We start from the raw sequence: 23,277 nt of genomic DNA, 5'->3' as shown, positions 1-23,277 counted from the left end.
TTTTTAATCAGACTCACCTAAGCTTCTATAAAGCAACACAATTCGGAGTGAACCTGTGATCGGGATTATAGGTATTGTCGTCATCTTTGCCATGGTTTTTGGCGGGTATCTGATGGCTGGCGGCAAGATGGGAATCATCCTGAAGTCGCTTCCTTTTGAGCTGATGATGATTGGCGGGGCAGCGGTCGGCGCCTTTCTTATCAGCAATGACATGAGCGGTATCAAACACACGCTCAAAGACGTTGGAAAAGTCTTCAAGGGCCCCAAGTGGAAGCCGGATGATTACCGGGATCTGCTGTGCCTGCTCTTTTCCCTGATCCGGATCGCCCGTGCGAACCCGGTCGAGGTGGAGCAGCATATCGAAGACCCGGAAAATTCGTCGGTGTTTAACAAATACCCTAAAATCGTGGCCGACAAGGAGGTGGTGAACCTGATTTGCGACACCATGCGCTCGGCCTCGATGAACTACGACGACCCGCATCAGGTCGAGGAAGTTCTGGAAAAGCGGATGGAAGCCAACCTGCATCACGCCATGCACGGCAGCCACGCGCTTCAGACCATGGCAGATGGCCTGCCGGCCCTGGGGATTGTTGCGGCGGTTCTGGGTGTGATTAAGACCATGGCCTCGATCGACCAGCCGCCAGAGGTTCTGGGCAAGATGATCGGCGGCGCCCTGGTCGGTACCTTCCTTGGCGTGTTCCTAGCCTATGGCCTGGTTGGCCCCTTCGCCAGCAAGGTCAAATCGGTGACCGAGGAAGACGCGCATTTCTATCAGCTGATCCGCGAAGTACTTGTGGCCAACCTGCATAACCACGCGGCAGCAATTTGCATCGAGGTCGGGCGTCAGAATACCCCGTCTCACATCCGCCCCGGTTTTTCGGAACTGGAAGAAGCTCTCAGATCGGTGAAACAGGACGCAGCATGATTTGGCGCGCACTCGCGATAACTGCCACAGTTTTGGCCAGTCTTCTGGTCTCGGGCGAAGCCCGGGCCCAGACGATCGTGGCCCGCTCAGGTGAACACGACGGATTTTCCCGGCTGGTTATGCGTCTGCCCAATGGGGCGGACTGGTCGCTGACACAAAGTGGCCGGAGTGCGACATTGAACATCGGCGCCCGGGACATCGTTTATGACACGTCCCGCGTTTTCAACCTGATCCCGAGGGACCGGTTGCGGGCCATCGGGCAGGCCGCGCCCGGGCAGCCGTTGCGGATGGATCTGGGCTGCAACTGCGAAATCCGGTCTTACGTGCAACGCGATGGCTATCTCGTGATCGATATCCGTGATGGTAACGATGAACCAGTCTATTCCACGGCAGGCAGTGGTGCCGCCGTAGGCAGTGGTCGGCCCTTCGTGCCCTCCCTTCCTTTGCAAACCGCCGAGGAGCCGAAAACCGAGCAACCGACATCCGGTTACCGGTTCAATCTGGGACAAAGCGCCATCGCGGATGCCCGCCTGGCGCTGGACCTCGCTGCTGCAGTGGAACGCAGCGCACCACCCGCGCCAGCAACCAGTACAACTCGTGTAGAGGCGCCCGTTGCCCAGTCCGAAATGCACGCCGCAACGAGCGCCGAACAGTTACGTCTGCCGACGCTATTGCCGTTGGAGCCGCGTGCCGAAGCAAGCAATGTGCCGACGCCGGATCCCGTCAAGGCCAATATGGGCGAGCCGCAGGAGCCGATGACGTTGCCGGAAGTGAATCTGCTTCTCGATATGGAAGAATCGGCCCGCGCTGCGACCGTGAACGCCTCTGAACAGCGCCTGCTGCGTCAGATTGGCCGGGCCGCGAACCAGGGTCTTTTGGACATCGCCATCGCAGGTGGGCAGATCGATACCGGACAGCGGCAGATCAATCCGCTGGACCGGGATGGGCGCCCACTGGATCCACTGGATAATATCTCCATTACATCCGCAGTCGATCGGGAGGCGGGGCTTCTTGCCCGCGCCCGTGACGAAGAGGATGAATCCGAATTGTGCCTGCCTGATCATGGTATCGCCGTATACAACTGGGGCAATGACAGCTCCTTTGCCGATCAGGTGGGACCGCTGCGCAGTGCGTTAGTTCGCGAGTTTGACGACGTTAATCCGGCAGGTGTGCTGGCCTTGGCGAAACTCTACATTTTTTTCGGCTTTGGCGCCGAAGCCAAGGCGATGCTCCAAGCCATGCCCGAGGACCGGCTGACACCGGAAAACAAAAATATCCTGAATGCTTTGGCGGATCTCGTTGAAGGCGAGACATTGCCGATAAACCATCCGTTTTCCGGACAGCAAATCTGTGACGGCGACACTACCCTGTGGTCGGTATTGGCGGATGGTGAAATCAAGAAAGGTGCCAATACCGATGCCATTCAGCAGGCGTTTGGGCGCTTGCCTGTACATCTGCGGGTGCACCTTGGCCCCAAGGTTAGTTCTCTCTTTTCCGAGGCAGAGCAATATCATGTAGCCGGGGCGATCCTGAGGTCGGTGAACCGGACCGGTGTTGATCACGTGCCGGAATTGAATATGGCCGAGGCCGCGATTGCGGATCTGGAAGGGGACACGGAAAAGGCTGCGGAAAAACTGACCGAAGCTGTTGCGGAACGCACAGAGAATACTCCGGTTGCCCTGATTGAGCTGATTGCGCTCAGCTATAAGGAAGGCAAGGCTCTGTCGCCGGACGTGCCGGATGTTGTCGGCTCTTATGAGCACGAGAATCGCGACGGCGAACTGGGGGCGGATCTGCGCAAGGCAGAGATCACAGCCCTGGCGCTCACCGGACGTTTCCACGATGCATTCCAAGAGCTGAAGGAACTCAGCAACCGCGATGGTCCGGCCGCCCGCACGGCCGCTCTGGAACCTTTGATGACTCTTCTGACTGAGCGCGCGGACGACGTAACCTTCCTTCAGTATGCGCTCGTCTTTGCGATGCAATCCACCGCCAGAGAAGCGGCGCCGGTCGCAGATATCATCGCGCGCCGGTTGCTGGATCTCGGATTTGCAGAGCAGGCCATGTCCCTGCTGAAGAAACTGGCGCTGGAGCCCGAAAACGAGAAACGCCGCGAGATGCTGGCCGAAGCAGCTCTGGCGTTGAATAAGCCGCAGCGGGCTCTGGTTGAACTGATGGGGCTGGAGAGCACCGAGGCCAACCGTCTGCGCGCCGAGGCGCTGTGGCGCAATGGTGAATACGGCCGCTCGGGTGAATACATGCAGGTCGCAGAGGACAAGAACGCGGCGGCCCGCGGCTTCTGGCACTCCGAAAACCTGGAAGCGATCCAGTCGTTGGAAGCGGATGAGGGGACTCCGTTCCGGCAAGTTGCCGACATGACCACAGAAATCGGCGAGACAGCGAAGGATCCCGAAGGTCTGACACCGCTGGCCCATGCCCGTGCACTTGTCGAAAGCAGCCAGGGCACCCGCGGCGGGATCGAAGATCTGCTGAAACAGCTGAAAGCCGCACGCGCTGAAACAGAGTAATCGAAGGCTCCTTTAGATCATGGACCGCTCTCTTTTGAGGGCGGTCTTTGCGTTGGGTGATAACGGTTTGTAAACCGTCTTTGCCTAGCTTGAACCGCGGATGAATCCGCAATTGGAACGGGCAGAATGCCGGAAAAACAACATAGAATACGCCTGATTGGGCGGCGGCGCTTTGGGCAGCCGTTGCACCTTGAGCAGGTCCCGCCGTCTTTGGGTGATTCTGCTTCACTCGACAGGCTGCGCCCCGGCGACACGGCTGTCGCTTTCTCCGCTTTCTCAACGCTTGAACAGGCCGGGGGTGGTCTCCCCCGCGCGAACAGCTGCGCGCTGCGTCCTTCCCGTTCGCTACGCTCTCGGCGCTGGTCCAGGACCGGGCAGCTGCCCTCTGCCGTGCGGTCTTCAACATATTCCCAGCATGCCGTGGCACCTGCCCGGCCTGCACTGACATCTTTGAAATAGGGGACATTACAGGTGCCCAAAATCACACCTCAACAGCTGTTTAGCCCCACCGTGCTGCTGGCGCTGGCATTGATGGCGATCATCGTGATGATGATTCTGCCGATGCCGTCCTGGGTGCTGGACGTTGGTCTTGCTGCCTCCTTTGGTCTGGCGATTCTGATCTTCACCATCACGCTGTTCATTGAAAGGCCACTGGATTTCTCGTCCTTCCCGACGATCCTACTGGCCTCTCTGATGTTGCGGCTGTCACTGAACGTCTCCTCCACGAAACTCATCATTGGTCAGGGTCACACCGGGACCGATGCGGCTGGTGATGTTATCCAGGGCTTTGCCCAGTTCGTGATGGGCGGCAGTGTTTTCCTGGGCCTCGTGGTCTTTGGGGTGCTGCTGATCGTGAACTTCATGGTCATCACGAAGGGCGCGGCCCGGATGGCCGAGGTGGGCGCCCGTTTCGCACTGGACGGTATGCCGGGTAAGCAGCTGGCCATCGACAGCGATATGTCCGCTGGTGCCATTGACCATGCCACCGCCCGGGCTCGCCGTGAAAATGACCAGCGCGAAACCACATTCTTTGGCTCGCTTGATGGTGCATCGAAGTTCGTCAAAGGCGATGCAGTTGCCGGTCTGCTGATCACCCTGCTGAACCTGGTGATGGGTCTGGTGATGGGTGTTCTGGTGCATGGCATGCCGGTGGGCAACGCCTTTGAAACCTACGCCATCCTGACCGTCGGCGACGGTCTGGTTTCGCAGATCCCGTCGGTAATCATTTCCATTGCCGCGGCCCTGCTGCTGGCGCGCGGCGGTGCTACCGGCGCCACCGATATCGCCCTGTTCGAACAGTTCGGCAAACACCCGGCCGCTTTGACCACCGTTGCGGTTCTGATGGTTCTCTTCGCGCTGGTGCCCGGTTTGCCGTTCCTGCCCTTCATCGTTGGCGGCGCGGCTCTGGGCTTTGCGGCGTATCGCATTCAGATGAAAAAACAGAGCGCCGAAGAGGCCGAGGTTGAAGAACAGCTTGAAGAGGCGGCCAATCCGGCGCCGTCCAAGGCGCTTGGTGATATTCTTGACCTTGACGATCTGCATCTGGAGTTCGCACCGGATCTGGTGAGTATGGTTCTGGATGAGGGCACCGGGCTGGATGCGCGGATTGCCAATATGCGAACCCATATCGCCACCAGTTTCGGTCTGATCCTGCCGGAAATCCGGCTGACGGATCAGGCGGATCTTGAGATGGGAACCTATGTGGTGAAGGTTCAGGGTGTGGAACAGGCCCGTGGCACGCTGCACCCGGATATGGTGCTGGCGTTGATGCCGGACAACCATTCGGCACTGCCGCCCGGTACCGATGTGACAGAACCTGTCTACGGCGCTCCCGCCCGGTGGATTGGAGCCCAGAATCAGGATGCGGCTGCCGTTGCGGGCGCGACCGTGGTAACGCCGCCCGAAATCCTGGCCACCCACCTGCTTGAGGTGATCAAACAGAACTTCTCGCGGCTGTTGACCCTGAAATCGCTGCGCCGTCTGCTGAACGAAATGACCGAGCTGTCGGATGCTTTCCGGGCCGAGGCAAACCGCAAGCTCCTGGATGATCTGGTGCCGGACAAGGTGCCAATGGACACGCTACATTCGGTGTTGCGCCTGCTGCTGGATGAACGCGTGTCGATCCGGAATCTGCCGCTGATCCTTGAAGCCATTGCAGAGGCACGGGTGCATACCACTCAGCCCGAACTGATATGCGAGCACGTGCGTCAGCGCATGGGGTTCCAACTGGTGGCAGAGATGAAGCGCGAAGATGGTACCATTCCGCTGATCCAACTGGCGCCGGAATGGGAAGACACCTTCTCGACCTATCAGGTGGACATCCAGGGCGGGGGGATGGATATCGCGCTGCCGCCCGACATGTTCAACCGCTTGGCCGAAGGGTTGAGCGAGCGGCTCAACACGATTACCGAGCAGGGGATTTTTGCTGCGGTTGTCACATCGACCCGCCGCCGCCGTTATCTGCGCACGATCCTGAAGTCGCGCGGCATTACCAACCCGGTGCTGTCCTTCGAGGAAATCGGGCTGGAGGCCCGCCCGGCGCTCGTGGGGATGGTGCAAGCATGAACCTGCTGGACCTTCCCCCAGGGCTGGTTGCGCTTCTGGGGGCGGGCTTCTGGCACGCGGCCATCGTGTTTTTACGGATCTCGGCGATCGTGTCCGTGCTGCCCGCCTTTGGTGAGCAATATGTGTCGATGCGGGTTAAATTGGCGCTATCCATTGCCTTTACCGCGATTGTGGCCCCTGCGCTGCCCGCAATCCCCGAGCCCACAAGCGCCTTGCAGTTTGCAGGGTATGCCGCCAGCGAGGCTGTTGTCGGGCTGGCGCTTGGCGTCGGGATCCGTTTCTTTGTTCACGGTCTCCAGACTGCGGGCACCATCGCCGCGCAAAGTACCTCGCTGTCGCAGGTGTTGGGCGGTATCGGCGCAGAACCGATGCCGGCCCTTGGCGCTGTTCTTTTGATCTCTGGCCTGGCGCTAGCAGTTATGATGGGCCTGCACGTGCGGGTGGCAGAGTTCATGATCTACTCTTACGACGCCTTTCCGGCCGGGGTCTTCCCGGCGGCGGGCGGTCTTTCCGAATGGGGCGTCCACCGGGTTGCCAAAAGCTATTACATGGCATTTACCCTTGCGGCACCTTTCCTGATTACGGCGGTGATCTACAATCTGGCACTTGGCGTCATTAACCGTGCGATGCCACAGCTGATGGTGGCCTTTGTCGGGGCGCCGGTGATCACCTTTGGCGGCTTGTTTATTTTGATGGTCGGCAGCCCGGTGATCTTGGATGTCTGGGTTCGGGCGTTGATGACGTTCCTTGCGAATCCGGGAGGCAACATACCATGAGCGGTGGTGACGACGACTCAGATAAGTCATTCGAGCCGACGGCGCAGAAGCTTCAGAAGGCACGGGAAAAAGGCGAGGTTGCCAAATCCACCGATCTGTCGGTTGCGGCTGCCTATCTGGGGCTAGTCGTGGCTTTGTATGTTTCTGGCAGTGGCATGGTCGAGGGCTTCGGAACGGTGCTGATATCCCTGTTGGATCAGCCCGACCGGCTGGCCCAGCAAATGTTCACCGGCGCCGCAAGCGCCCCCGTCGGCGGGATCCTGATGGCTTTGGTGATACCTATCTTGCCGATCTTCATTCTGCCCTTTGGTGCGGTGCTGTTGTCGATCCTGGCACAGCGCGCGCTGGTCTTTGCGCCCAGCAAGCTGGAGCCGAAGATGTCAAAGATCTCTATCATCTCGAACGCGAAGAACAAATTCGGCCGTGCTGGATTGTTTGAGTTCCTCAAGAGCTTCGTAAAGCTAGTTCTCTATTCGATTTGTCTTGGTGTCTATCTTAGTTACCGGTTGCCAGAGATGATTGCCTCCTCCGGAACGGGTGCCTTTTCCGTCGTGGCGATGTTGGCGCAGCTGGGAATGGAATTTCTTATTATCGCCCTGTTGCTCGCATTGCCTGTCGGTGTCGTGGATGCGGTGTTTCAGCACGCCGAGCACATACGTAAGAACATGATGTCGCGCCAGGAAATCCAGGATGAGGTGAAGGATTCCGAAGGCGATCCACATGTGAAGGGGCAACGCCGTCAGAAGGGCCAGCAAATCGCCATGGGTCAGATGATGGCTGATGTTCCCAAGGCCGATGTGGTGATCGTCAACCCGACCCACTATGCGGTTGCGCTGCAGTGGAGCCGGGAAAAAGGCTCTGCGCCGAAATGCGTTGCCAAAGGGGTGGATGAGGTTGCCGCCGCAATCCGCCGGGTTGCCAACGAACATGCGGTACCGATCCACAGTGATCCGCCCACTGCCCGGGCGTTGCACGCCACCATCGAAATCGGTGAGGAAATCATGGAAGAGCACTATGCTCCTGTTGCGGCGGCCATCCGGTTTGCCGAGGCCATGCGCCAGCGGGCGAAAGGAGGGGTCTGATGAAACAGAAGATGCTGGATCAAATGGCAGCGGTGACTGCGGCGCAATATCTGCGAGAACATGCGCGGGTGAAGCCGATTCTGGATGAGGAAGCCCGTTTGCGTGGGCAGCTTACCAAGCTGAACGCCCATGTGCAGGCCACACGCAGTGAAGCAGATGAAAACCACATGATGAAAGCGTTGGGCGCTGATCTGCTGTGGGAAGGCTGGCACACCCGGGCAAAGCGGGAACTGAACACCGAACTGGCCCAGGTCACGGCAAAGAAGCTGATGGCGATGGACAAGCTGCGCAAATCCTTTGGCCGCAAGACCGCCATTGCGGACATGGCCAAGGCCGAACGCGATCTGCAAAAGGCCGCGCGTATTAAGGCGCTGCAGGAAAAGTTGTTGAATTAAGTCCGGGTGCTGGGAGCGCCCGACCAGCTCTGAAACAAGAGCGGCGCGGAGAGGTCTCAGGCAAGGTCACACAGCTTTGGTGGCAGGCGAAACGTATTGGCGAAACGCAACAGTGACAGGCGAAACGCAAAAGGCCGGACCAATCAAGGTCCGGCCTTTTTGTTGGATATAGGTAAGTTGTATCAGACGTCTTGGCGGGTCATATCCATGATCAGGACGTCATAGACGTCACGTCCAAGCTGCCGCTGTGCGGCTTCACGCAGCGCCGTGCGTAGGGGGTGCATCACGTCAGAGCGAGTGAACGCGCCTTTGAAGCCGCCCATGTTTGCATGGTCAAACAGTACCTGCAGGAATACATCGCGTAGTTTGGGTTCAAAGGTGCGAATTTTATCCGCCATACCGGGTTTTGTTTCCAGGCTGAGAGTGATCACAACCAAAGAGGTCAGTTCGTCGTGTTCAACAACGGGAACGATGAACTGGTTCGGGATCTTGACGTAATCATGCTCTCCACCCTCCATGGACTCGGCGGCGCCATGCCCGTCGTCCATAGTTTCCGTCGGCGGGGCCATGTGTTCTTCCCCGGTTGAGGCCATTTCATGCTCGGGGGCCGGTTCGGGCGCCATCATGATCCCGGCGCCAATTCCAGCGCCGGTGCCCACAATCAGCAGGATGAGAGGCAGTATCTTTGCAAGCATGGTTTACCTCAGAATGGCAGGATGGCGTCCAGGACCTGTTGGCCGTAACGCGGTTGCTGCATGTCGGTGATCTGGCCGCGACCGCCGTAGGACACGCGGGCCGACGCGATCTTGTCGTAGGTGATCTCGTTCTGGCGGCTGATATCCTGCGGCCGTACATAGCCGGACACTAGGAGTTCGCGCATTTCGAAGTTCACTCGCAACTCCTGCGAGCCGCTGATCGCCAAAACTCCGTTTGGCAGTACGTCAACCACGGTGGCTGCCACCCGCAGTTCCAGTTTTTCGCTGCGTTTCACCGATCCCTTGCCCGCAGCCGAGCTGGAGCTGCCAAGTTCCACCGCGTTCGAGGCGCTGGCTCCATCCGGAAGGTGACGATCCAGGCGCTGAGGCAGCCCCAGAAGCTGCGGCAGTGCCATGCTTTCCGAGCCGGAGCGGGAGCGCGCGGTGTCGTTCTTGATCTCTGCCGTTTCATCAATCTCGATGACCACGGTCATGATGTCGCCCTTCTTGATGGCGCGGCGGTCGCCCAGCAGGGACTGTTGCGAACCGCTCCACAAAGAGGCGCTATCGACAGCGCGCCGCGGTTGGCTGTCCTGCGGCAGGCCCTGCCAGAGCATCGCGACATGTTCGGAAGATTCATTGGCCGGCGAAAACGACGGTGGCTTGCCAAGGTGATCAGCCCGCCCACAAGCGCCGAGAATGATCAGCCCTGCCAGGGCGGCTTTGGAAGTGAATGCTGTGTGTTTCATTTTCGTACCTCGACGGATCCGTCGGCTGCTATGCGTCCGGTTACAGTGGTGCGTGATGCCAGATTCATCACGCGGATCAGTTCGCCCTCGGCGCCGCGTCCAAGCGCGCGCCCTTCGGCGGAAATGGAAAGCCCACCCTGAACGAAGGTCAGAATCACCATGTCGTTGCGCTCGACGATGGCCGGGGGGCCAACATCGCCGGGCCGCAAGGGGCGCCCCGGATAAAGCGCAACGCGGGCTTCCTGACCGATCACCTCTTCGGGGTCGGACAGGGCACCCAGAACCTCGCCGGGTTTGAGCGCCAGATCCGATGCCGTCAGAATTTCCTTGGGGCGCACCGTGCGGACCGGGACCAGGATATCGGCCCAGGCGGTCTGCGCGATCAGCGTCACAAGGAGGGCGAGCTTGAGTTTCATCAGCGGACCTGTGTGGTTGCGCCCATCATCTGGTCGACTGCGGAGATGACCTTGGCGTTCATTTCATAGCCGCGCTGCGCTTCGATCAGTTCGGTGACTTCGCGCACCGCATCGACCGAACTGGCCTCCAGATAACCCTGGCGCAGGGTGCCAAGACCGTCTTCGCCTGCGGTGGCAACCAGAGGTGCCCCGGAAGCTTCGGTCTCGGTGAACAGGTTGCTGCCGATCGCCTCCAGTCCCTTGGGGTTGGAGAAACCCGCGAGGGTCAGCTGGCCCAGGATCTGACCTTCGGCGGTTTCGTCGAAATAGGCGTAAACTTCACCTTCGGCGTTGATCGAAATGCTGCGGGCATCATCGGGAATGGTGATTTCAGGAGAAACGGTATAGCCGTCAGAGGTGACGATCAGCCCTTCTCCAGATTGTTTCAAGGCACCATCGCGGGTGTATGCGGTCTGACCAGAGGGCAGGGTGACTTCCAGATAACCTTTGCCGTCGATGGCCACATCCAGGTCATTGTTGGTTTCCTGCAGCGGCCCCTGCGACAGATGAACCGAGATGGCAGCGGGACGCACACCAAGGCCAACCTGAACACCGGTGGGAAGAACGGTCCCATCCGAGGCATTCACCGTGCCCGCCCGCGACACCTGCTGATAGTGCAGGTCGGCGAACTCCGCCCGCCGTGCGTTGTAGGCGGTGGTGTTCATATTCGCGAGGTTGTTCGAAATGGTTTCGACACGCAGCTGCTGTGCGCTCATACCGGTGGCCGCGATTTTAAGGGCACGCATGGTGTTTCTCCTACTTGATCAGGTTCTTGATGGCGGCGCGGATGCGCTCGTCTTCGGTTGTCAGAAAGCTTTGGCCCATTTCGTAGGCCCGTTGTATTTCGATCATGCGCGACACCTGTTGAATGGCATTCACGTTCGATCCTTCGAGAAATCCTTGCAGGACCCGGCCTTCAAGTGCGGGTTCGATTTCGCCATCGACGCGGAACATCACCCCGTCTTCGCGGGACATGGTGTGCATCTCGACCGGCTTGAACAGACCGATCTGGCCCAGGGGCTGGCCATCGGCACTGAGCGTGCCGTCAGAGCCGACCTGGAAGGATTCGGCATCCGTCGGCACAAACAGCGGTGCGCCACCGGCATCCATCACCCGGTGGCCATCCATGGTGACCAGATCCCCCTGGGCATTGGATGAAAACGCGCCGGAGCGGGTCAGCCGCTGACCTTGCGGGGTTTCGACCATGAAGAAGGCATCGCCTTCGATCGCAAAATCGAAGGTGCCGTTGGTCTTGGTCAGCTGGCCCTGCTCCATCGAGGTGTTGTGAATATTCGCGCGTGCCATCGACATGGATTGCTGCCCTGGCGCTGATTGCACGTATTCCGAAAAAATCAGCCCTTCGGAGCGATAGCCCGTGGTTGCGGAGTTGGCGATATTGTTCGCCACCACCCGCATTTCACGCATCAGGCCGGTTTGACGGGACAGTGTTGCATACCCTGCGGTTTCCATCACGAACCTCCGGAAATCATTGGAATGACGTGGCCGTTGAAAAACGCCACGAGTGTTTGTGTCATGAAGCCCATCGACATCCAGAAGACGATGAGGATCGCGACGAGTTTGGGCACGAAGGTCAGCGTCATTTCCTGAACCGATGTCAGAGCTTGAAACAGGCCGACGGCCAGGCCGACGACCAGTGCCACGACCAGAATCGGCGTCGACATCACTACGGCTGCCCAAAGGGCCTGCCGCAACGTGTCGTAGAAAACGCCCTCACTCATCATGGCTTAGACCGGCATCCGCAGGATTTCCTGGTAGGCTTCGACCACCTTGTTGCGGACGGTCACTGCGGTTTCTACCGCCAGTTCCGTTTGTGCCAGCGCCTGCACCAGCGCGTGGGGGTCGCCGTTGCCAGTCATGGCCTGCACGGACATCTGTTCACCCTGCTGCAGCGTGTTGGTGAAGTTTTCAAAGCTCGCCTTGGCCCGTTCACCCGGCGTGGCGCCGGTGAATTCCGGATCTGCCTGCGTTGCAGGGCGGGCGGCGGCATAGCCGGTTGCGGCGGAAAGAGTGCGAATATCCATTCTGGATCTCCTGGTTCAGGGGGAGTTTATTTTCTCAACAGGTCCATCAAGGACGAGGACATCTGCCGCGTCTGGTCGAACATTTTGAGGTTAGCTTCGTAGCTGCGCTGGGCTTCACGGGCGTCTGCGATTTCGATCATCAGATCTACGTTGGAGCCCTTGTAGTGGCCGCTTTCATCGGCAAGCGGGTGCGAGGGGTCATAGACCTGTTCCAATTCGCTGCGGTCCAGCGACACGCGGCCGACCTTGACACTTTCGACATCGGTGTTGATGTCGCGCACGGCCTGGAACGGCACGGTCTTGCGGCGGTAACCGGGGGTGTCGGCGTTGGAGATGTTCTCAGATACGTGGCGCAGACGTTTGGCTTGGGCCTGAAGGCCGCTGGCGGTTACGCTCAGGGATTTGGCAAATTCGCTCATGGATCAGCCCTCGGTCTAGGTGGTGCGGATGCTGGTGCGCAGGACGTTCATCGACGACTTGTAGATCGCCAGTGCCCGATCGTGCTGGCGCTTCGTTTCGACCCCTTTCAGAATCTCTGTCTCGATCGAGACGGAGTTGTCGTTGGGGTCGCTGCCATCTACCGATTCTGTCACGGCCCAATCCATGCCGACGCCGGAGGCGCCATTCAGATGAGAGCCGCGGCTGGCGATCATGTCGCCGGGCCGTGCCTTTGCAGCGTAGACTTCCTTGAAGGGTTTGATGTCCTTGGCATGATAGCCAGGGGTGTCCGCATTCGCGACGTTCTGCGACACCAGAGCCTGGCGCTTACCAGCGTGGGTCGCCATGGCATATGCGATTTTAAAAACATTCAGTTCCGTAAACACCGGGGCTTCTCCCTCGATCAATTTCAATCAAGGCTTAACCCCGATTCCTTTAGAAATTGTTGCAGGAAACAATTGGAGGCCAGGACAATGATTGCTGAGCTGAAAGCCATGACTGAAGAAATCGCCAGCAAACGGCTGTCGACGCCGGTCGGGCGTGTGATTGGTATTGTTGGCGGTGAGATCGAGATTTCAGGCCTGCAGAATATCGCCCGCATCGGGGATCGCCTGGTGTTGCGTCGCGGTCCAAATGACGAACTTCATGGCGAGGTTCTGAAGATTGAAGCAAGCAAAATCAGTATGTTGTCAGACAAAACTCCGGATCGTGTCGCGATCGGGGATGCGGTTCTTCTCTATCCTGCGCCGCAGTTTGCACCAAGTGACAACTGGATCGGGCGCGTTATCGATCCTTTCGGAGAGCCCCTTGATGGGCGGCCATTGCTGCGCGGGTCACAAGCACGTGACCTGATGACGCCGCCGCCAAAAGCCGCCGGACGCCGCCATATGGGAGAGCGTCTGGATACGGGTTTGTCGGTGTTCAATACGATTCTCCCGATTGTGCGTGGTCAGCGGATTGGCCTTTTTGCGGGGTCTGGTGTTGGTAAATCGACGCTTTTGGCAAAATTGGCACAGCATATGGAGGCCGATGTGGTCGTCATGGCGCTGATCGGGGAGCGTGGGCGCGAAGTAAATCACTTTGTTGAGCAGGTTCTGGGGCCGGAAGGCATGCGCCGCGCGGTTGTTGTTGCCGCGACATCCGATCAATCGCCGCTGGTGCGACGGCGCTGTGCCTGGGCGGCGATGACGATTGCGGAACATTTCCGCGACCAAGGCAAGAACGTCCTGCTGCTGGCCGACTCGGTTACGCGTTTTGCCGAAGCCCACCGCGAAATCTCCGCGGCTTCGGGCGAAGCGCCGGCCCTGCGCGGCTTCCCACCCTCGGTCACTCCGCTGATCACGGGGATGTGCGAACGTGCAGGGCCGGGCACCGGGGATCAGGGTGATATTACCGCGGTCTTCAGTGTTCTGGTTGCCGGCTCCGATATGGATGAACCGATTGCCGACATCCTACGCGGGGTTCTGGACGGACATATCGTGCTCAACCGCGAAATCGCGGAACGGGGCCGGTTCCCGGCGATCGATGTGTCGCGGTCGGTGTCACGAAGCCTGCCAGCCGCGGCGACCAAGGAAGAGAACGACCTGATCCTCGACGTGCGGAAATACCTCGGCTCTTATGAACAATCCGAAGTCATGATCCGCGCTGGCCTTTATTCAGAAGGGACGGATCCGGTTCTCGATACGGCAGTGAAACTCTGGCCAGAGCTGGACGGCTTCTTTGGCCGCGACGACCCCAACGGTGTGAAGAGCAGTTTCGACCGCCTGAAACTGCTCTTGCGCCGCGCCGCAGCAGGCGCGCGCTGAAACGGAACCAGGCGCGGCCGACACGCCGTGCCTGGATGGTCTCAATAGGATGGCAAAAAACAAAGGCGCCTGTCGAACAATACCGACAGGCGCCTTTTGCATGGTTTGGACGTGTCTTGTCGCCTAGGAGCCAAGGAGCAGCCGCAACGCGGTCGAGGCACTTGATTGCGAGGATTGGTAATCGGCAAGCTGCGCCTGAGCCAGGTAGCGTGTTGTCAGTTCTTCCATCTTTTCAGGATCGGCATAGACACTCAGATCGTCGGTCCCGAGAAAGTTCTGCGCGCGATCCTTGTAGATTTCGAGCTGACGGTCCACGTCCAGCTGAATAAAGCTCGGCGGCAGGTGGAACGTTGTCTGGAACATTTTCTGAAGGGCGGGCTGACCGATGATATTGTACCATTTGGTATCAATGGAGGTTGGCTCGCCGTCCTCGTTTAGGTCGGTTGCGATATTGACCAGTTCGCGCTCGGCAAACAGCGCAATCCGCATGGATTCGTTCTGTACGCCGACCGCGGCTTCGAAAGACTGGGTCTTGTTGGAGAAGATGATGTTCTCCATGTCCTCCACGGACCCGGTTTTGACTGTGTCACCGGGACCGAACCCGAATGCTTCGGTGAAGGCAACCCAGCGGTCGTCTCCCAATCTGTTCGCCAATGCATCATCCGCCGAAGACCCCTCCTCCAGAACCTTCTGGACGAGGGCCTTCATAGGGAGCTGATCGTCAAGGCCGAAAGCCCCCAGAGCGATGCCCAGCAAGCGGGTGTCTTTCACCAAATCGCCAGCTGTTTTGATATTTCCGATATTCTCGCGGAAATAGTCGCTCTCGCGTTTGAGCAGGGTGTCGTTGGAGAACGTTTCGAACTGCTTGTCGTAGGTCGCCTGCAGAATTCTCCATCCAACAATCCCGTCGGCGGGTATGATTGGCTGGTAGAGGATCATGACGGGCGAATGGCCATCAGGCGTTCTTCGCGCGGCAGCAAGGCCCGCAGCGCTTTCAGGCAGCGATAATGGTTGTCATTCAGCAGAGATTCCGTGGCCTCGGCCAGTGCCGCACGGCTGTCGGAATCGGTGAAAACCTGGCTGAGCTCTTCGATGCGGCGCAGCATCGGCAGGCGGTCTTCTTCGGGATTGCTGTCACCTGTCAGGACCAACTGCGCTGCATAGCAGACGCGGCGGACGGGGGTATTTGCCTCTTCGGGACGGATAGCGTCCCGGAGACGCAGGATGTTTGCGTCTGGAGTTACAATCGAAAGGCGGCTACGACGATCCCCGTTTTCAATAACAGCGCCGTTAACAAGAACGCGCTCTTTCGGGGCGAGTTTCAGAACAAGTCCACTCATATTTTAGGTTGCTCCACTGCGAAGGCCACGCATGATGGCTGTGTTGATTTCTACCAAGGGGCCAATTCCCGATTTACGGGAGAGTACTTGGCTGGTGTGTTGGCTTGTGAACGCTGCGAGATATACGATTTGTTCTTTAAGTTCTTCTGGAAGCCCATTGTCCGAGTCGGCGACATCCGAGCGGAAAATCTGCCAAAGTTTTCGGTTGTCATGGAGAGCTTCGGCAAGTGAAGTGAAGCCTTTTGACCCTTGTTTGGAAGCACTGATCATACGGTGCGTGATCCGGGCGATTGCCTCGAACTCCAGGTCTTTTGGTGTGCGGGTCGGGGCTTTCGCCGCCGAATAGGCGCGCTTCGCATTCAGAAGGGCATTCACGTGTTATCCTAACGTACTATTTCTTCAGGTTCTCTGAGAATAAAGGACCGGGGCGCGTCTGGCGCGCCCCAGATCAGGCCGTTTAACGGAACAGCTGCTGCAGGGTCTGTGGTGCCGAGTTGGCAATCGACAGAGCCTGTACACCCAGCTGTTGCTGGGTTTGCAATGCTTTCAATCGGGCGGATGCTTCTTCCATATCAGCGTCCACCAGCGCACCGATGCCGCTCTTCATCGCATCAGTCACCTTTGAGACGAATTCGGATTGCTTCTCGATGCGGGCTGCCGAAGCACCTAGAGCGGCGGCGCCGTCGACCGCAGTCTGGATCAGAGCTTCAATATCGTCGATGGAAGCTTCAGCGTTTGCGGGAGTGTCGACCATTACGGTTGTCAGGTCTAGGCTGGCTTCAAAATTAACCGAGCTTACGGTGATGTTCGACGCGGTCACCGTACCGGTGGAATCGCGGTCCAGCGAGGACAGAACGGTCAGGTCGCCACCAGCAGTGTTCAGCAGGTTCGCACCGTTGAACTGCGACGATGCGATGATCGAGGTGATCTGGTTTTTCAGCTCGGTAACTTCGGCTTCGAGTTTCCCGTTTTCCACGTTCTCCCCGGTCGCATTGACCACTTTTTCCTTCATCTCTTTCAGGAGCTCGGTGATCTGTTCAGCACCGGCTGTCGCAACAGCAACAGTGGATTCCCCCAGAGCCAGGGAGTCGCCCACGGCGTTGAAACCTGCAACGTCCGATTCCATGACTTTCGAGATCGCCCAGATGGCCGAGTTGTCCTTGGCCGTTGCGACGTCCTTACCGGTGGAAATCGCGTTCTGGGTATTCTCCAGGTTCATGTTGATGGAGTTCAGGGTCTGCAGAGCGACCATTGCGCCGTTGTTCGTCAGAATGCTGGTCATAGCTTTCATTCCTTTAGCGTTTTGAGACGTTTCGTCCCGAGTTTTCCCTGCCCCGAAGGGCATCTCTGACGTCTTTCTGACTGTGCGTTCTGCCGTTCGGCTTGCGCGCCACCCCGTTTTCCAAGGTGCAAGTGGACATTGCCGCGATATTTGCTAAGGGAGTGCTAATTCGGAGAGGCCGATTCTGTAGAATTTTCTGTAATTGCCAGCGGCAACATCTCTAAGTTGTGCGCGGCTTTCCTTTGCGTCCCGAAGGAGCTGGCGGTTCTGGTCGGCAATAACTGTTTAGCTCATCCATCAGGGGGGAGCGAAAAGGACCGGGGCACGTCTGGCGCGCCCCGGATCAGGCCGTTTAACGGAACAGCTGCTGTAGGGTCTGTGGCGCCGAGTTGGCAATCGATAGCGCCTGTACGCCTAGCTGTTGCTGGGTCTGCAACGCCTTTAATCGCGCGGATGCGGCTTCCATATCAGTATCCACCAGCGCGCCGATGCCGCTCTTCATCGCATCAGTCACCTTTGAGACGAATTCGGCCTGCTTCTCGATACGGGCTGCCGAGGCACCCAGGGCGGCGGCGCCGTCAACCGCAGTCTGGATCAGATTCTCGATCACCGAGATGGAAGCGTCAGCCTCTGCCGAAGTGCCGACTTTGACGTCGGTCAGAACCAGACTGTCCGTAAAGTTGACCGATTTTACGGTGATGTTCGACGCGGTGACCGTGCCGGTGGAATCGCGGTCAAGGGAGGACAGAACGGTCAAGTCACCACCGTCCTTGTTCAGCAGGTTCGCACCGTTGAACTGCGACGATTTGATGATCGAGGTGATCTGGTTTTTCAACTCGGTGACTTCGGCATTGAGTTTCCCGTTTTCCACGTTCTCCCCGGTTGCAGTGACCACTTTTTCCTTCATCTCTTTCAGAAGCTCGGTGATCTGTTCGGCACCGGCCGTTGCAACCGCAACAGTGGATTCCCCCAGAGCCAGCGAGTCGCTTACCGCGTTGAAGCCGGCAACATCCGACTCCATGACCTTCGAGATCGCCCAGATGGCCGAGTTGTCCTTGGCCGTTGCGACGTCCTTACCGGTGGAAATCGCGTTCTGGGTATTCTCCAGGTTCATGTTGATGGAGTTCAGGGTCTGCAGAGCGACCATTGCGCCGTTGTTCGTCAGAATGCTTGTCATAGCTTTTTGTCCTTTAGCATTAGGAGACGTTTCGTCTCGCGTGTTTGATGCCCCGAAGGGCGTCTCTGACGTCGTTCTGACTATGCGTTAAGCCGTGCGGCTTCCGCGCCCCCCCGTTTCCCGAGGCGCGATTATACCTTTCTGCAATAGTTTCTAAGAGAACATTAACGGAGAGAGTTGGGAGCTCTAGAATTCCGCCTAAGTTGTATAGGCTTGCGCATGTCTCTCGAATATTTGATCCAATCTGGTGCCAAGCGGATCTTGCGGCCCGCGCCTTCGTATAGATCCGGACCTGTCCGAATGACTTGCTCGCCGCAGGACGCGCGGTTTTTCGTCGCTCTGGTCAAGGTTGGAGGCTCAACTGGCCTTTGGTGAGACCTGTACGGAGGAGCTCATCTAGGCTCGTGTGTGGGGGCCACTGATTGCAATCGCCACGCAACTGGCACAGGTTCGCCATTCGTGCTGCGACTGAGCGGATGCCCCTCCTCAATGGCACTTTTCGATGGGTTCTGAATGCGCGTGACCTTGCCTCACGCCGTCGAAAAGGGCTGGCGTTTCAGGTCGGAACACTGTTGAGGTTTTTGATCGTCTGTTCTTTTCGCGCGAGAATGGCTTTTCTCTTTTTCAGAGTGCCATCCACCATGGCATTACGTCCTTCGCCGAGGCCGACATTTCGTTCATCGATGAGGGGCTAAGGATAAGAAACCGGGGCGCGTCTGGCGCGCCCCGGATCAGGCCGTTTAACGGAACAGCTGCTGTAGGGTCTGTGGCGCCGAGTTGGCAATCGATAGCGCCTGTACGCCTAGCTGTTGCTGCGTCTGCAACGCCTTTAATCGCGCGGATGCCGCTTCCATATCAGTGTCCACGAGCGCGCCGATGCCGCTCTTCATCGCGTCAGACACCTTTGAGACGAATTCGGCCTGCTTTTCGATGCGGGCGGCCGAAGCACCCAGGGCGGCGGCGCCGTCAACCGCAGTCTGGATCAGTTTCTCAATGTCGTCGATGGAAGCGTCAGCCTCTGCAGAAGTACCGACTTTGATGGTGGTCAGGTCCAGGCTGGCTTCAAAATTGACCGAGCTTACGGTGATGTTCGACGCGGTGACTGTGCCAGTCGAATCGCGATCAAGCGAGGACAGAACGGTCAGGTTACCGCCGGCGGTGTTCAGCAGGTTTGCACCGTTGAACTGCGACCCTTTGATGATCGAGGTGATCTGGTTTTTCAGCTCGGTAACTTCGGCGTCGAGTTTGCCATTTTCCACGTTCTCCCCGGTTGCATTGATCACTTTTTCCTTCATCTCTCTCAGAAGGTCGGTGATCTGCTCGGCGCCGGCCGTTGCAACCGCAACAGTGGATTCCCCCAGGGCCAGCGAGTCGCCCACGGCGTTGAAACCTGCAACGTCCGATTCCATGACTTTCGAGATCGCCCAGATGGCCGAGTTGTCCTTGGCCGTTGCGACGTCTTTACCGGTGGAAATCGCGTTCTGGGTATTCTCCAGGTTCATGTTGATGGAGTTCAGGGTCTGCAGAGCGACCATTGCTCCGTTGTTCGTCAGAATGCTGGTCATAGCTTTTAGTCCTTTAGCAATATGAGACGTTTCGTCTCGCGTGTTTGATGCCCCGAAGGGCGTCTCTGACGTCGTTCTGACTATGCGTTAAGCCATCTGGCTTCCGCGCCCTCCCCGTTTCCCGAGGCGCGGTTGGACATTGCCGTGACGTTTGCTAAGGGAGTGCTAACCGGGAGATCACGCCTCCGTGAAATCCCTTAAGGGTTGTGTCTTCTTGGGCGCGCCTCTCCAGCTTTTGATCCAACCCGGGCGCCAAAGCGGGTCTTGCGGCCTGTGCTGTCGTATAGCACCGGACCTTTGCGTAGCCGACACCGGCCCGCTATCCGTGATCCGTCTGAGCGGATTGGAGTGGCCCCCGGAAAAGGGGGCTAAACTGATGTGGATTTTTCCTAAATTTGAGGTATCGGCGATGGCTGGAAACGAAAATACCTGAAGAGCCTGCATCGAAATTTGGACAGGTTGAAGTGCTGCAGGGACAGGGGGCAGCGAAGGTCGGGGACGAATGCTGCGAGACCTTCAATGTCCGTTGCCGCGGCGAGTTGCTAAATGGAGAAATCTTCTACAGTCTGCGGGAAGCCCAATGCGGATTGAGCAATGGCGCACTCAATACAACCTGGTCGGGGCGCAGAGCGCTATCGGCCGCCAGCGCCCGAATGTATTGTCATGGTGGATCAGATTCAGATGATACAGTGCCACGCAAATCGGAACACTCAATGCGGGCACCCTAGGATACCCTCAATGGTATTTTTCGATGGGGGTCTGAATGCGGGTGATCTTGCCCTGCACCTGTGAAAGGGACTGGCGTTCTAGATCGGAAAAACTGATGAACTCTTCGATCAGCAGTTTCATTGCGAAAATGACTTTTTCTTTTTCAGTGCGTCCTTCGCCGAGGCCGACACTTCGTTCATCGATGACGGGCTAAAGAAAAGAAACCGGGGCGCTTGGCGCGCCCCGGATCAGGCCGTTTAACGGAACAGCTGCTGCAGGGTCTGCGGTGCCGAGTTGGCAATCGACAGAGCCTGTACACCCAGCTGTTGCTGCGTCTGCAGGGCCTTCAATCGCGCGGACGCTTCTTCCATATCTGCATCCACCAGCGCACCGATGCCGCTCTTCATCGCGTCAGTCACCTTTGAGACGAATGCGGACTGCTTCTCGATGCGGGCTGCCGAAGCACCCAGGGCGGCGGCGCCGTCGACCGCAGTCTGGATCAGAGCTTCAATGTCGTCGATGGAAGCTTCAGCGGCTGTCGAAGTGCTGACGTCGACGCTGCTCAGAGTCAGGGTGGCTTCAAAATCAACCGAGGTTACGGTAATGTTCGAAGCGGTGACTGTGCCAGTCGAATCCCGGTCAAGGGAGGACAGAACGGTCAGGTCACCACCAGCGGTGTTCAGCAGGTTCGCACCGTTGAACTGCGACGATCCGATGATCGAAGTGATCTGGTTTTTCAGCTCGGTGACTTCAGCGGAGAGTTTCCCGCTGTCCACGTTCTCGCCGGTTGCATTGATCACTTTTTCCTTCATCTCTTTCAGAAGGTCGGTGATCTGTTCGGCGCCAGCAGTTGCAACCGCAACAGTGGATTCACCCAGAGCCAGGGAGTCGCCCACGGCGTTGAAACCGGCAACGTCCGATTCCATGACTTTCGAAATCGCCCAGATTGCCGAGTTGTCCTTGGCAGTTGCGACGTCTTTACCGGTGGAAATCGCGTTCTGGGTGTCCTCCAGGTTCATGTTGATGGATTTCAGGGTCTGCAGAGCGACCATGGCGCCGTTGTTCGTCAGAATGCTGGTCATAGCTTTTATTCCTTTAGCGTTTTGAGACGTTTCGTCCCGAGTTTTCCCTGCCCCGAAGGGCATCTCTGACGTCTTTCTGACTATGCGTTCAGCCGTCCGGCCTCCGCGCCCCCCCGTTTCCCGAGGCGCAGAGACACTTTGCCGTGATGATTGCTAAAGGAATCCTAATGCGTGGAGTTTGGCTTCGTAAATTTTTCCCTAAATTTCCCTGGAGTTTTTCTTAAGTTATAAAGGTGCGCAGTGTTCTCCAGCTTCTGATCCAAGGCTTTTGGTTCAGTCGGGCGGCCCCAATGGGGCTTTCCGATGGGTTTTGATTGCGCCTGACCTTCCTTAGCACTTCCCAAAGGGCCGGGTGTTTCAGACCGGAATGCGTGTTGAACTCATCAATGAGTGTTGAGAATAGGAAACCGGGGCGCGTCTGGCGCGCCCCAGATCAGGCCGTTTAACGGAACAGCTGCTGCAGGGTCTGCGGTGCCGAGTTGGCAATCGATAGCGCCTGTACGCCTAGCTGTTGCTGCGTCTGCAACGCCTTTAATCGCGCGGATGCGGCTTCCATATCAGTATCCACCAGCGCACCGATGCCGCTCTTCATCGCGTCAGATACCTTTGAGACGAATTCGGCCTGCTTTTCGATGCGGGCTGCCGAAGCACCCAGGGCGGCGGCGCCGTCAACCGCAGTCTGGATCAGAGCCTCAATCTTCGCGATGGAAAGTTCAGCCTGTGTTGAATTTGAAACATCGATGGTCCCCAGGGACAGGCTGGCTTCAAAATCAACCGAGCTTACGGTGATGTTCGACGCGGTGACTGTACCCGTGGAATCGCGGTCCAGCGAGGACAGAACGGTCAGGTCGCCACCAGCGGTGTTCAGCAGGTTCGCACCGTTAAATTGCGACCCTTTGATGATCGAGGTGATCTGGTTTTTCAGTTCGGTAACTTCAGCTTCGAGTTTGCCGCTGTCCACGTTCTCCCCGGTTGCATTGACCACTTTTTCCTTCATCTCTCTCAGAAGCTCGGTGATCTGTTCGGCGCCGGCCGTTGCAACCGCAACAGTGGATTCCCCCAGAGCCAGCGAGTCGCCCACGGCGTTGAAGCCGGCAACATCCGATTCCATAACCTTCGAGATCGCCCAGATGGCCGAGTTGTCCTTGGCCGTTGCAACGTCCTTACCGGTGGAAATCGCGTTCTGGGTGTTCTCCAGGTTCATGTTGATGGAGTTCAGGGTCTGCAGAGCGACCATTGCGCCGTTGTTCGTCAGAATGCTGGTCATAGCTTTTATTCCTTTAGCAATATGAGACGTTTCGTCTCGCGTGTTTGATGTCCCGAAGGGCATCTCTGACGTCTTTCTGACTATGCGTTAAGCCATCCGGCTCCCGCGCCACCCCGGTTCCTGGGACGCAATTAGACATTGCCACGAAAATTGCTAAGGGAGTTCTAATGGGGAGAGTGGGCGGTAGTTAAATCGTCGCAAAGTTGTGCGACCTTTCGCAGGATTTTCCAGTTTCTGATCCACCCGGTTGCTATAGCGGATCTTGCGGTCTGCGCTGACTTATACCGCCAGACCTTTGCGCAGCCGACGCAGGTTCGCCATCCGTGCTGCGGCTGAGCGAATACCCCCATGGCGTTTTCGATGGGTCCTGATCGCGCGTGACCTTGCTTAGCGCTCCCGAA

General features: G+C 58.0%; 24 protein-coding genes and 1 pseudogene. 8 read left to right on the top strand and 17 right to left on the bottom strand.

Annotation, left to right across the window (positions count from 1 at the left end; all coding sequences use genetic code 11):
• Window positions 1-55 precede the first annotated feature (55 nt).
• From motA to AC5SSZ_RS21050, 6 genes are all read left to right on the top strand, one after another.
• Window positions 56-925: a flagellar motor stator protein MotA gene (gene motA, locus AC5SSZ_RS21075; RefSeq protein ID WP_065272128.1), complete on the top strand. Its 870-nt coding sequence runs from the start codon at window positions 56-58 to the stop codon at window positions 923-925.
• On the top strand, window positions 922-3,453 hold the full coding sequence (locus tag AC5SSZ_RS21070; RefSeq protein WP_495439902.1) for a tetratricopeptide repeat protein: 2,532 nt from the start codon (window positions 922-924) through the stop codon (window positions 3,451-3,453). The genes motA and AC5SSZ_RS21070 overlap by 4 nt, the downstream gene beginning before the upstream one ends.
• A gap of 531 nt (window positions 3,454-3,984) precedes the next feature.
• Window positions 3,985-6,018, top strand: coding sequence for a flagellar biosynthesis protein FlhA (gene flhA / locus AC5SSZ_RS21065; protein WP_495440350.1), 2,034 nt, complete (start codon window positions 3,985-3,987; stop codon window positions 6,016-6,018).
• Window positions 6,015-6,794, top strand: coding sequence for a flagellar biosynthetic protein FliR (locus tag AC5SSZ_RS21060; protein ID WP_065272130.1), 780 nt, complete (start codon window positions 6,015-6,017; stop codon window positions 6,792-6,794). Before flhA ends, AC5SSZ_RS21060 begins: the two co-directional genes overlap by 4 nt.
• Window positions 6,791-7,876: a flagellar type III secretion system protein FlhB gene (gene flhB, locus AC5SSZ_RS21055; protein WP_065272131.1), complete on the top strand. Its 1,086-nt coding sequence runs from the start codon at window positions 6,791-6,793 to the stop codon at window positions 7,874-7,876. The genes AC5SSZ_RS21060 and flhB overlap by 4 nt, the downstream gene beginning before the upstream one ends.
• Entirely contained in the window at window positions 7,876-8,271 is a 396-nt protein-coding gene (locus AC5SSZ_RS21050) for a hypothetical protein (protein WP_495439899.1), read from the top strand. The genes flhB and AC5SSZ_RS21050 overlap by 1 nt, the downstream gene beginning before the upstream one ends.
• A 182-nt stretch (window positions 8,272-8,453) precedes the next feature.
• On the opposite strand, the gene AC5SSZ_RS21045 is transcribed toward AC5SSZ_RS21050, so the two are convergent.
• The 9 genes from AC5SSZ_RS21045 to AC5SSZ_RS21005 are packed head-to-tail and all read right to left on the bottom strand — an operon-like array spanning window position 8,454 to window position 13,036.
• Complete coding sequence (locus AC5SSZ_RS21045; protein WP_368948541.1) at window positions 8,454-8,966, bottom strand: flagellar basal body-associated protein FliL; 513 nt, start codon at window positions 8,964-8,966, stop codon at window positions 8,454-8,456.
• A gap of 8 nt (window positions 8,967-8,974) precedes the next feature.
• Window positions 8,975-9,715, bottom strand: coding sequence for a flagellar basal body L-ring protein FlgH (flgH, locus tag AC5SSZ_RS21040; RefSeq protein ID WP_065272134.1), 741 nt, complete (start codon window positions 9,713-9,715; stop codon window positions 8,975-8,977).
• Window positions 9,712-10,131: a flagellar basal body P-ring formation chaperone FlgA gene (gene flgA / locus AC5SSZ_RS21035; RefSeq protein ID WP_065272135.1), complete on the bottom strand. Its 420-nt coding sequence runs from the start codon at window positions 10,129-10,131 to the stop codon at window positions 9,712-9,714. The genes flgH and flgA overlap by 4 nt, the downstream gene beginning before the upstream one ends.
• On the bottom strand, window positions 10,131-10,916 hold the full coding sequence (gene flgG / locus AC5SSZ_RS21030) for a flagellar basal-body rod protein FlgG (RefSeq protein ID WP_065272136.1): 786 nt from the start codon (window positions 10,914-10,916) through the stop codon (window positions 10,131-10,133). The genes flgA and flgG overlap by 1 nt, the downstream gene beginning before the upstream one ends.
• A gap of 10 nt (window positions 10,917-10,926) precedes the next feature.
• Window positions 10,927-11,640, bottom strand: a complete 714-nt coding sequence (locus AC5SSZ_RS21025; RefSeq protein ID WP_065272137.1) for a flagellar hook-basal body complex protein — start codon at window positions 11,638-11,640, stop codon at window positions 10,927-10,929.
• On the bottom strand, window positions 11,640-11,912 hold the full coding sequence (gene fliQ / locus AC5SSZ_RS21020) for a flagellar biosynthesis protein FliQ (RefSeq protein ID WP_065272138.1): 273 nt from the start codon (window positions 11,910-11,912) through the stop codon (window positions 11,640-11,642). The genes AC5SSZ_RS21025 and fliQ overlap by 1 nt, the downstream gene beginning before the upstream one ends.
• A gap of 3 nt (window positions 11,913-11,915) precedes the next feature.
• Window positions 11,916-12,212 (bottom strand): flagellar hook-basal body complex protein FliE, encoded by a 297-nt coding sequence (gene fliE, locus AC5SSZ_RS21015; protein ID WP_065272139.1) that lies wholly within the window; start codon window positions 12,210-12,212, stop codon window positions 11,916-11,918.
• Window positions 12,213-12,238: 26 nt separating this feature from the next.
• Window positions 12,239-12,631, bottom strand: a complete 393-nt coding sequence (flgC, locus tag AC5SSZ_RS21010; protein WP_065272140.1) for a flagellar basal body rod protein FlgC — start codon at window positions 12,629-12,631, stop codon at window positions 12,239-12,241.
• A 15-nt stretch (window positions 12,632-12,646) separates the two neighbouring features.
• Complete coding sequence (locus AC5SSZ_RS21005; RefSeq protein WP_274831686.1) at window positions 12,647-13,036, bottom strand: FlgB family protein; 390 nt, start codon at window positions 13,034-13,036, stop codon at window positions 12,647-12,649.
• 87 nt (window positions 13,037-13,123) lie between these two features.
• Here AC5SSZ_RS21005 and AC5SSZ_RS21000 point away from each other — a divergent pair, with 87 nt between their 5' ends.
• On the top strand, window positions 13,124-14,455 hold the full coding sequence (locus AC5SSZ_RS21000) for a FliI/YscN family ATPase (RefSeq protein ID WP_274829379.1): 1,332 nt from the start codon (window positions 13,124-13,126) through the stop codon (window positions 14,453-14,455).
• Window positions 14,456-14,578: 123 nt separating this feature from the next.
• Here the strand turns inward: AC5SSZ_RS21000 and AC5SSZ_RS20995 are convergent, their stop codons facing one another.
• From AC5SSZ_RS20995 to AC5SSZ_RS20970, 6 genes are all read right to left on the bottom strand, one after another.
• Window positions 14,579-15,394: a DUF1217 domain-containing protein gene (locus AC5SSZ_RS20995; protein WP_237028363.1), complete on the bottom strand. Its 816-nt coding sequence runs from the start codon at window positions 15,392-15,394 to the stop codon at window positions 14,579-14,581.
• Window positions 15,391-15,795, bottom strand: coding sequence for a flagellar biosynthesis repressor FlbT (gene flbT, locus AC5SSZ_RS20990; protein WP_065272142.1), 405 nt, complete (start codon window positions 15,793-15,795; stop codon window positions 15,391-15,393). Before flbT ends, AC5SSZ_RS20995 begins: the two co-directional genes overlap by 4 nt.
• A gap of 3 nt (window positions 15,796-15,798) precedes the next feature.
• Entirely contained in the window at window positions 15,799-16,170 is a 372-nt protein-coding gene (gene flaF / locus AC5SSZ_RS20985) for a flagellar biosynthesis regulator FlaF (protein ID WP_274829380.1), read from the bottom strand.
• A gap of 82 nt (window positions 16,171-16,252) precedes the next feature.
• Complete coding sequence (locus tag AC5SSZ_RS20980; RefSeq protein WP_065272143.1) at window positions 16,253-17,077, bottom strand: flagellin N-terminal helical domain-containing protein; 825 nt, start codon at window positions 17,075-17,077, stop codon at window positions 16,253-16,255.
• 352 nt (window positions 17,078-17,429) lie between these two features.
• The gene (locus tag AC5SSZ_RS20975) at window positions 17,430-18,254 is read right to left on the bottom strand and encodes a flagellin N-terminal helical domain-containing protein (protein ID WP_065272144.1); all 825 of its coding nucleotides are present in this window, start codon (window positions 18,252-18,254) and stop codon (window positions 17,430-17,432) included.
• 740 nt (window positions 18,255-18,994) lie between these two features.
• On the bottom strand, window positions 18,995-19,819 hold the full coding sequence (locus tag AC5SSZ_RS20970; RefSeq protein WP_274829382.1) for a flagellin N-terminal helical domain-containing protein: 825 nt from the start codon (window positions 19,817-19,819) through the stop codon (window positions 18,995-18,997).
• A 506-nt stretch (window positions 19,820-20,325) separates the two neighbouring features.
• Here AC5SSZ_RS20970 and AC5SSZ_RS20965 point away from each other — a divergent pair.
• Window positions 20,326-20,491, top strand: a pseudogene (locus AC5SSZ_RS20965) (integrase core domain-containing protein); the annotation flags it as partial.
• Window positions 20,492-20,784: 293 nt separating this feature from the next.
• Here the strand turns inward: AC5SSZ_RS20965 and AC5SSZ_RS20960 are convergent.
• A complete protein-coding gene (locus AC5SSZ_RS20960; protein WP_065272147.1) occupies window positions 20,785-21,609 on the bottom strand; it encodes a flagellin N-terminal helical domain-containing protein in 825 nt (274 codons plus the stop codon).
• Between the two features lie 442 nt (window positions 21,610-22,051).
• Window positions 22,052-22,876: a flagellin N-terminal helical domain-containing protein gene (locus AC5SSZ_RS20955; protein ID WP_274831684.1), complete on the bottom strand. Its 825-nt coding sequence runs from the start codon at window positions 22,874-22,876 to the stop codon at window positions 22,052-22,054.
• Between the last annotated feature and the right edge of the window lie 401 nt (window positions 22,877-23,277).

The sequence above is a fragment of the Phaeobacter sp. CC-HEC084 genome (assembly GCF_059429255.1).
The sequence above is the reverse complement of the archived record's forward strand: the minus strand, read 5'-3'. Positions and strand labels throughout refer to the sequence as shown.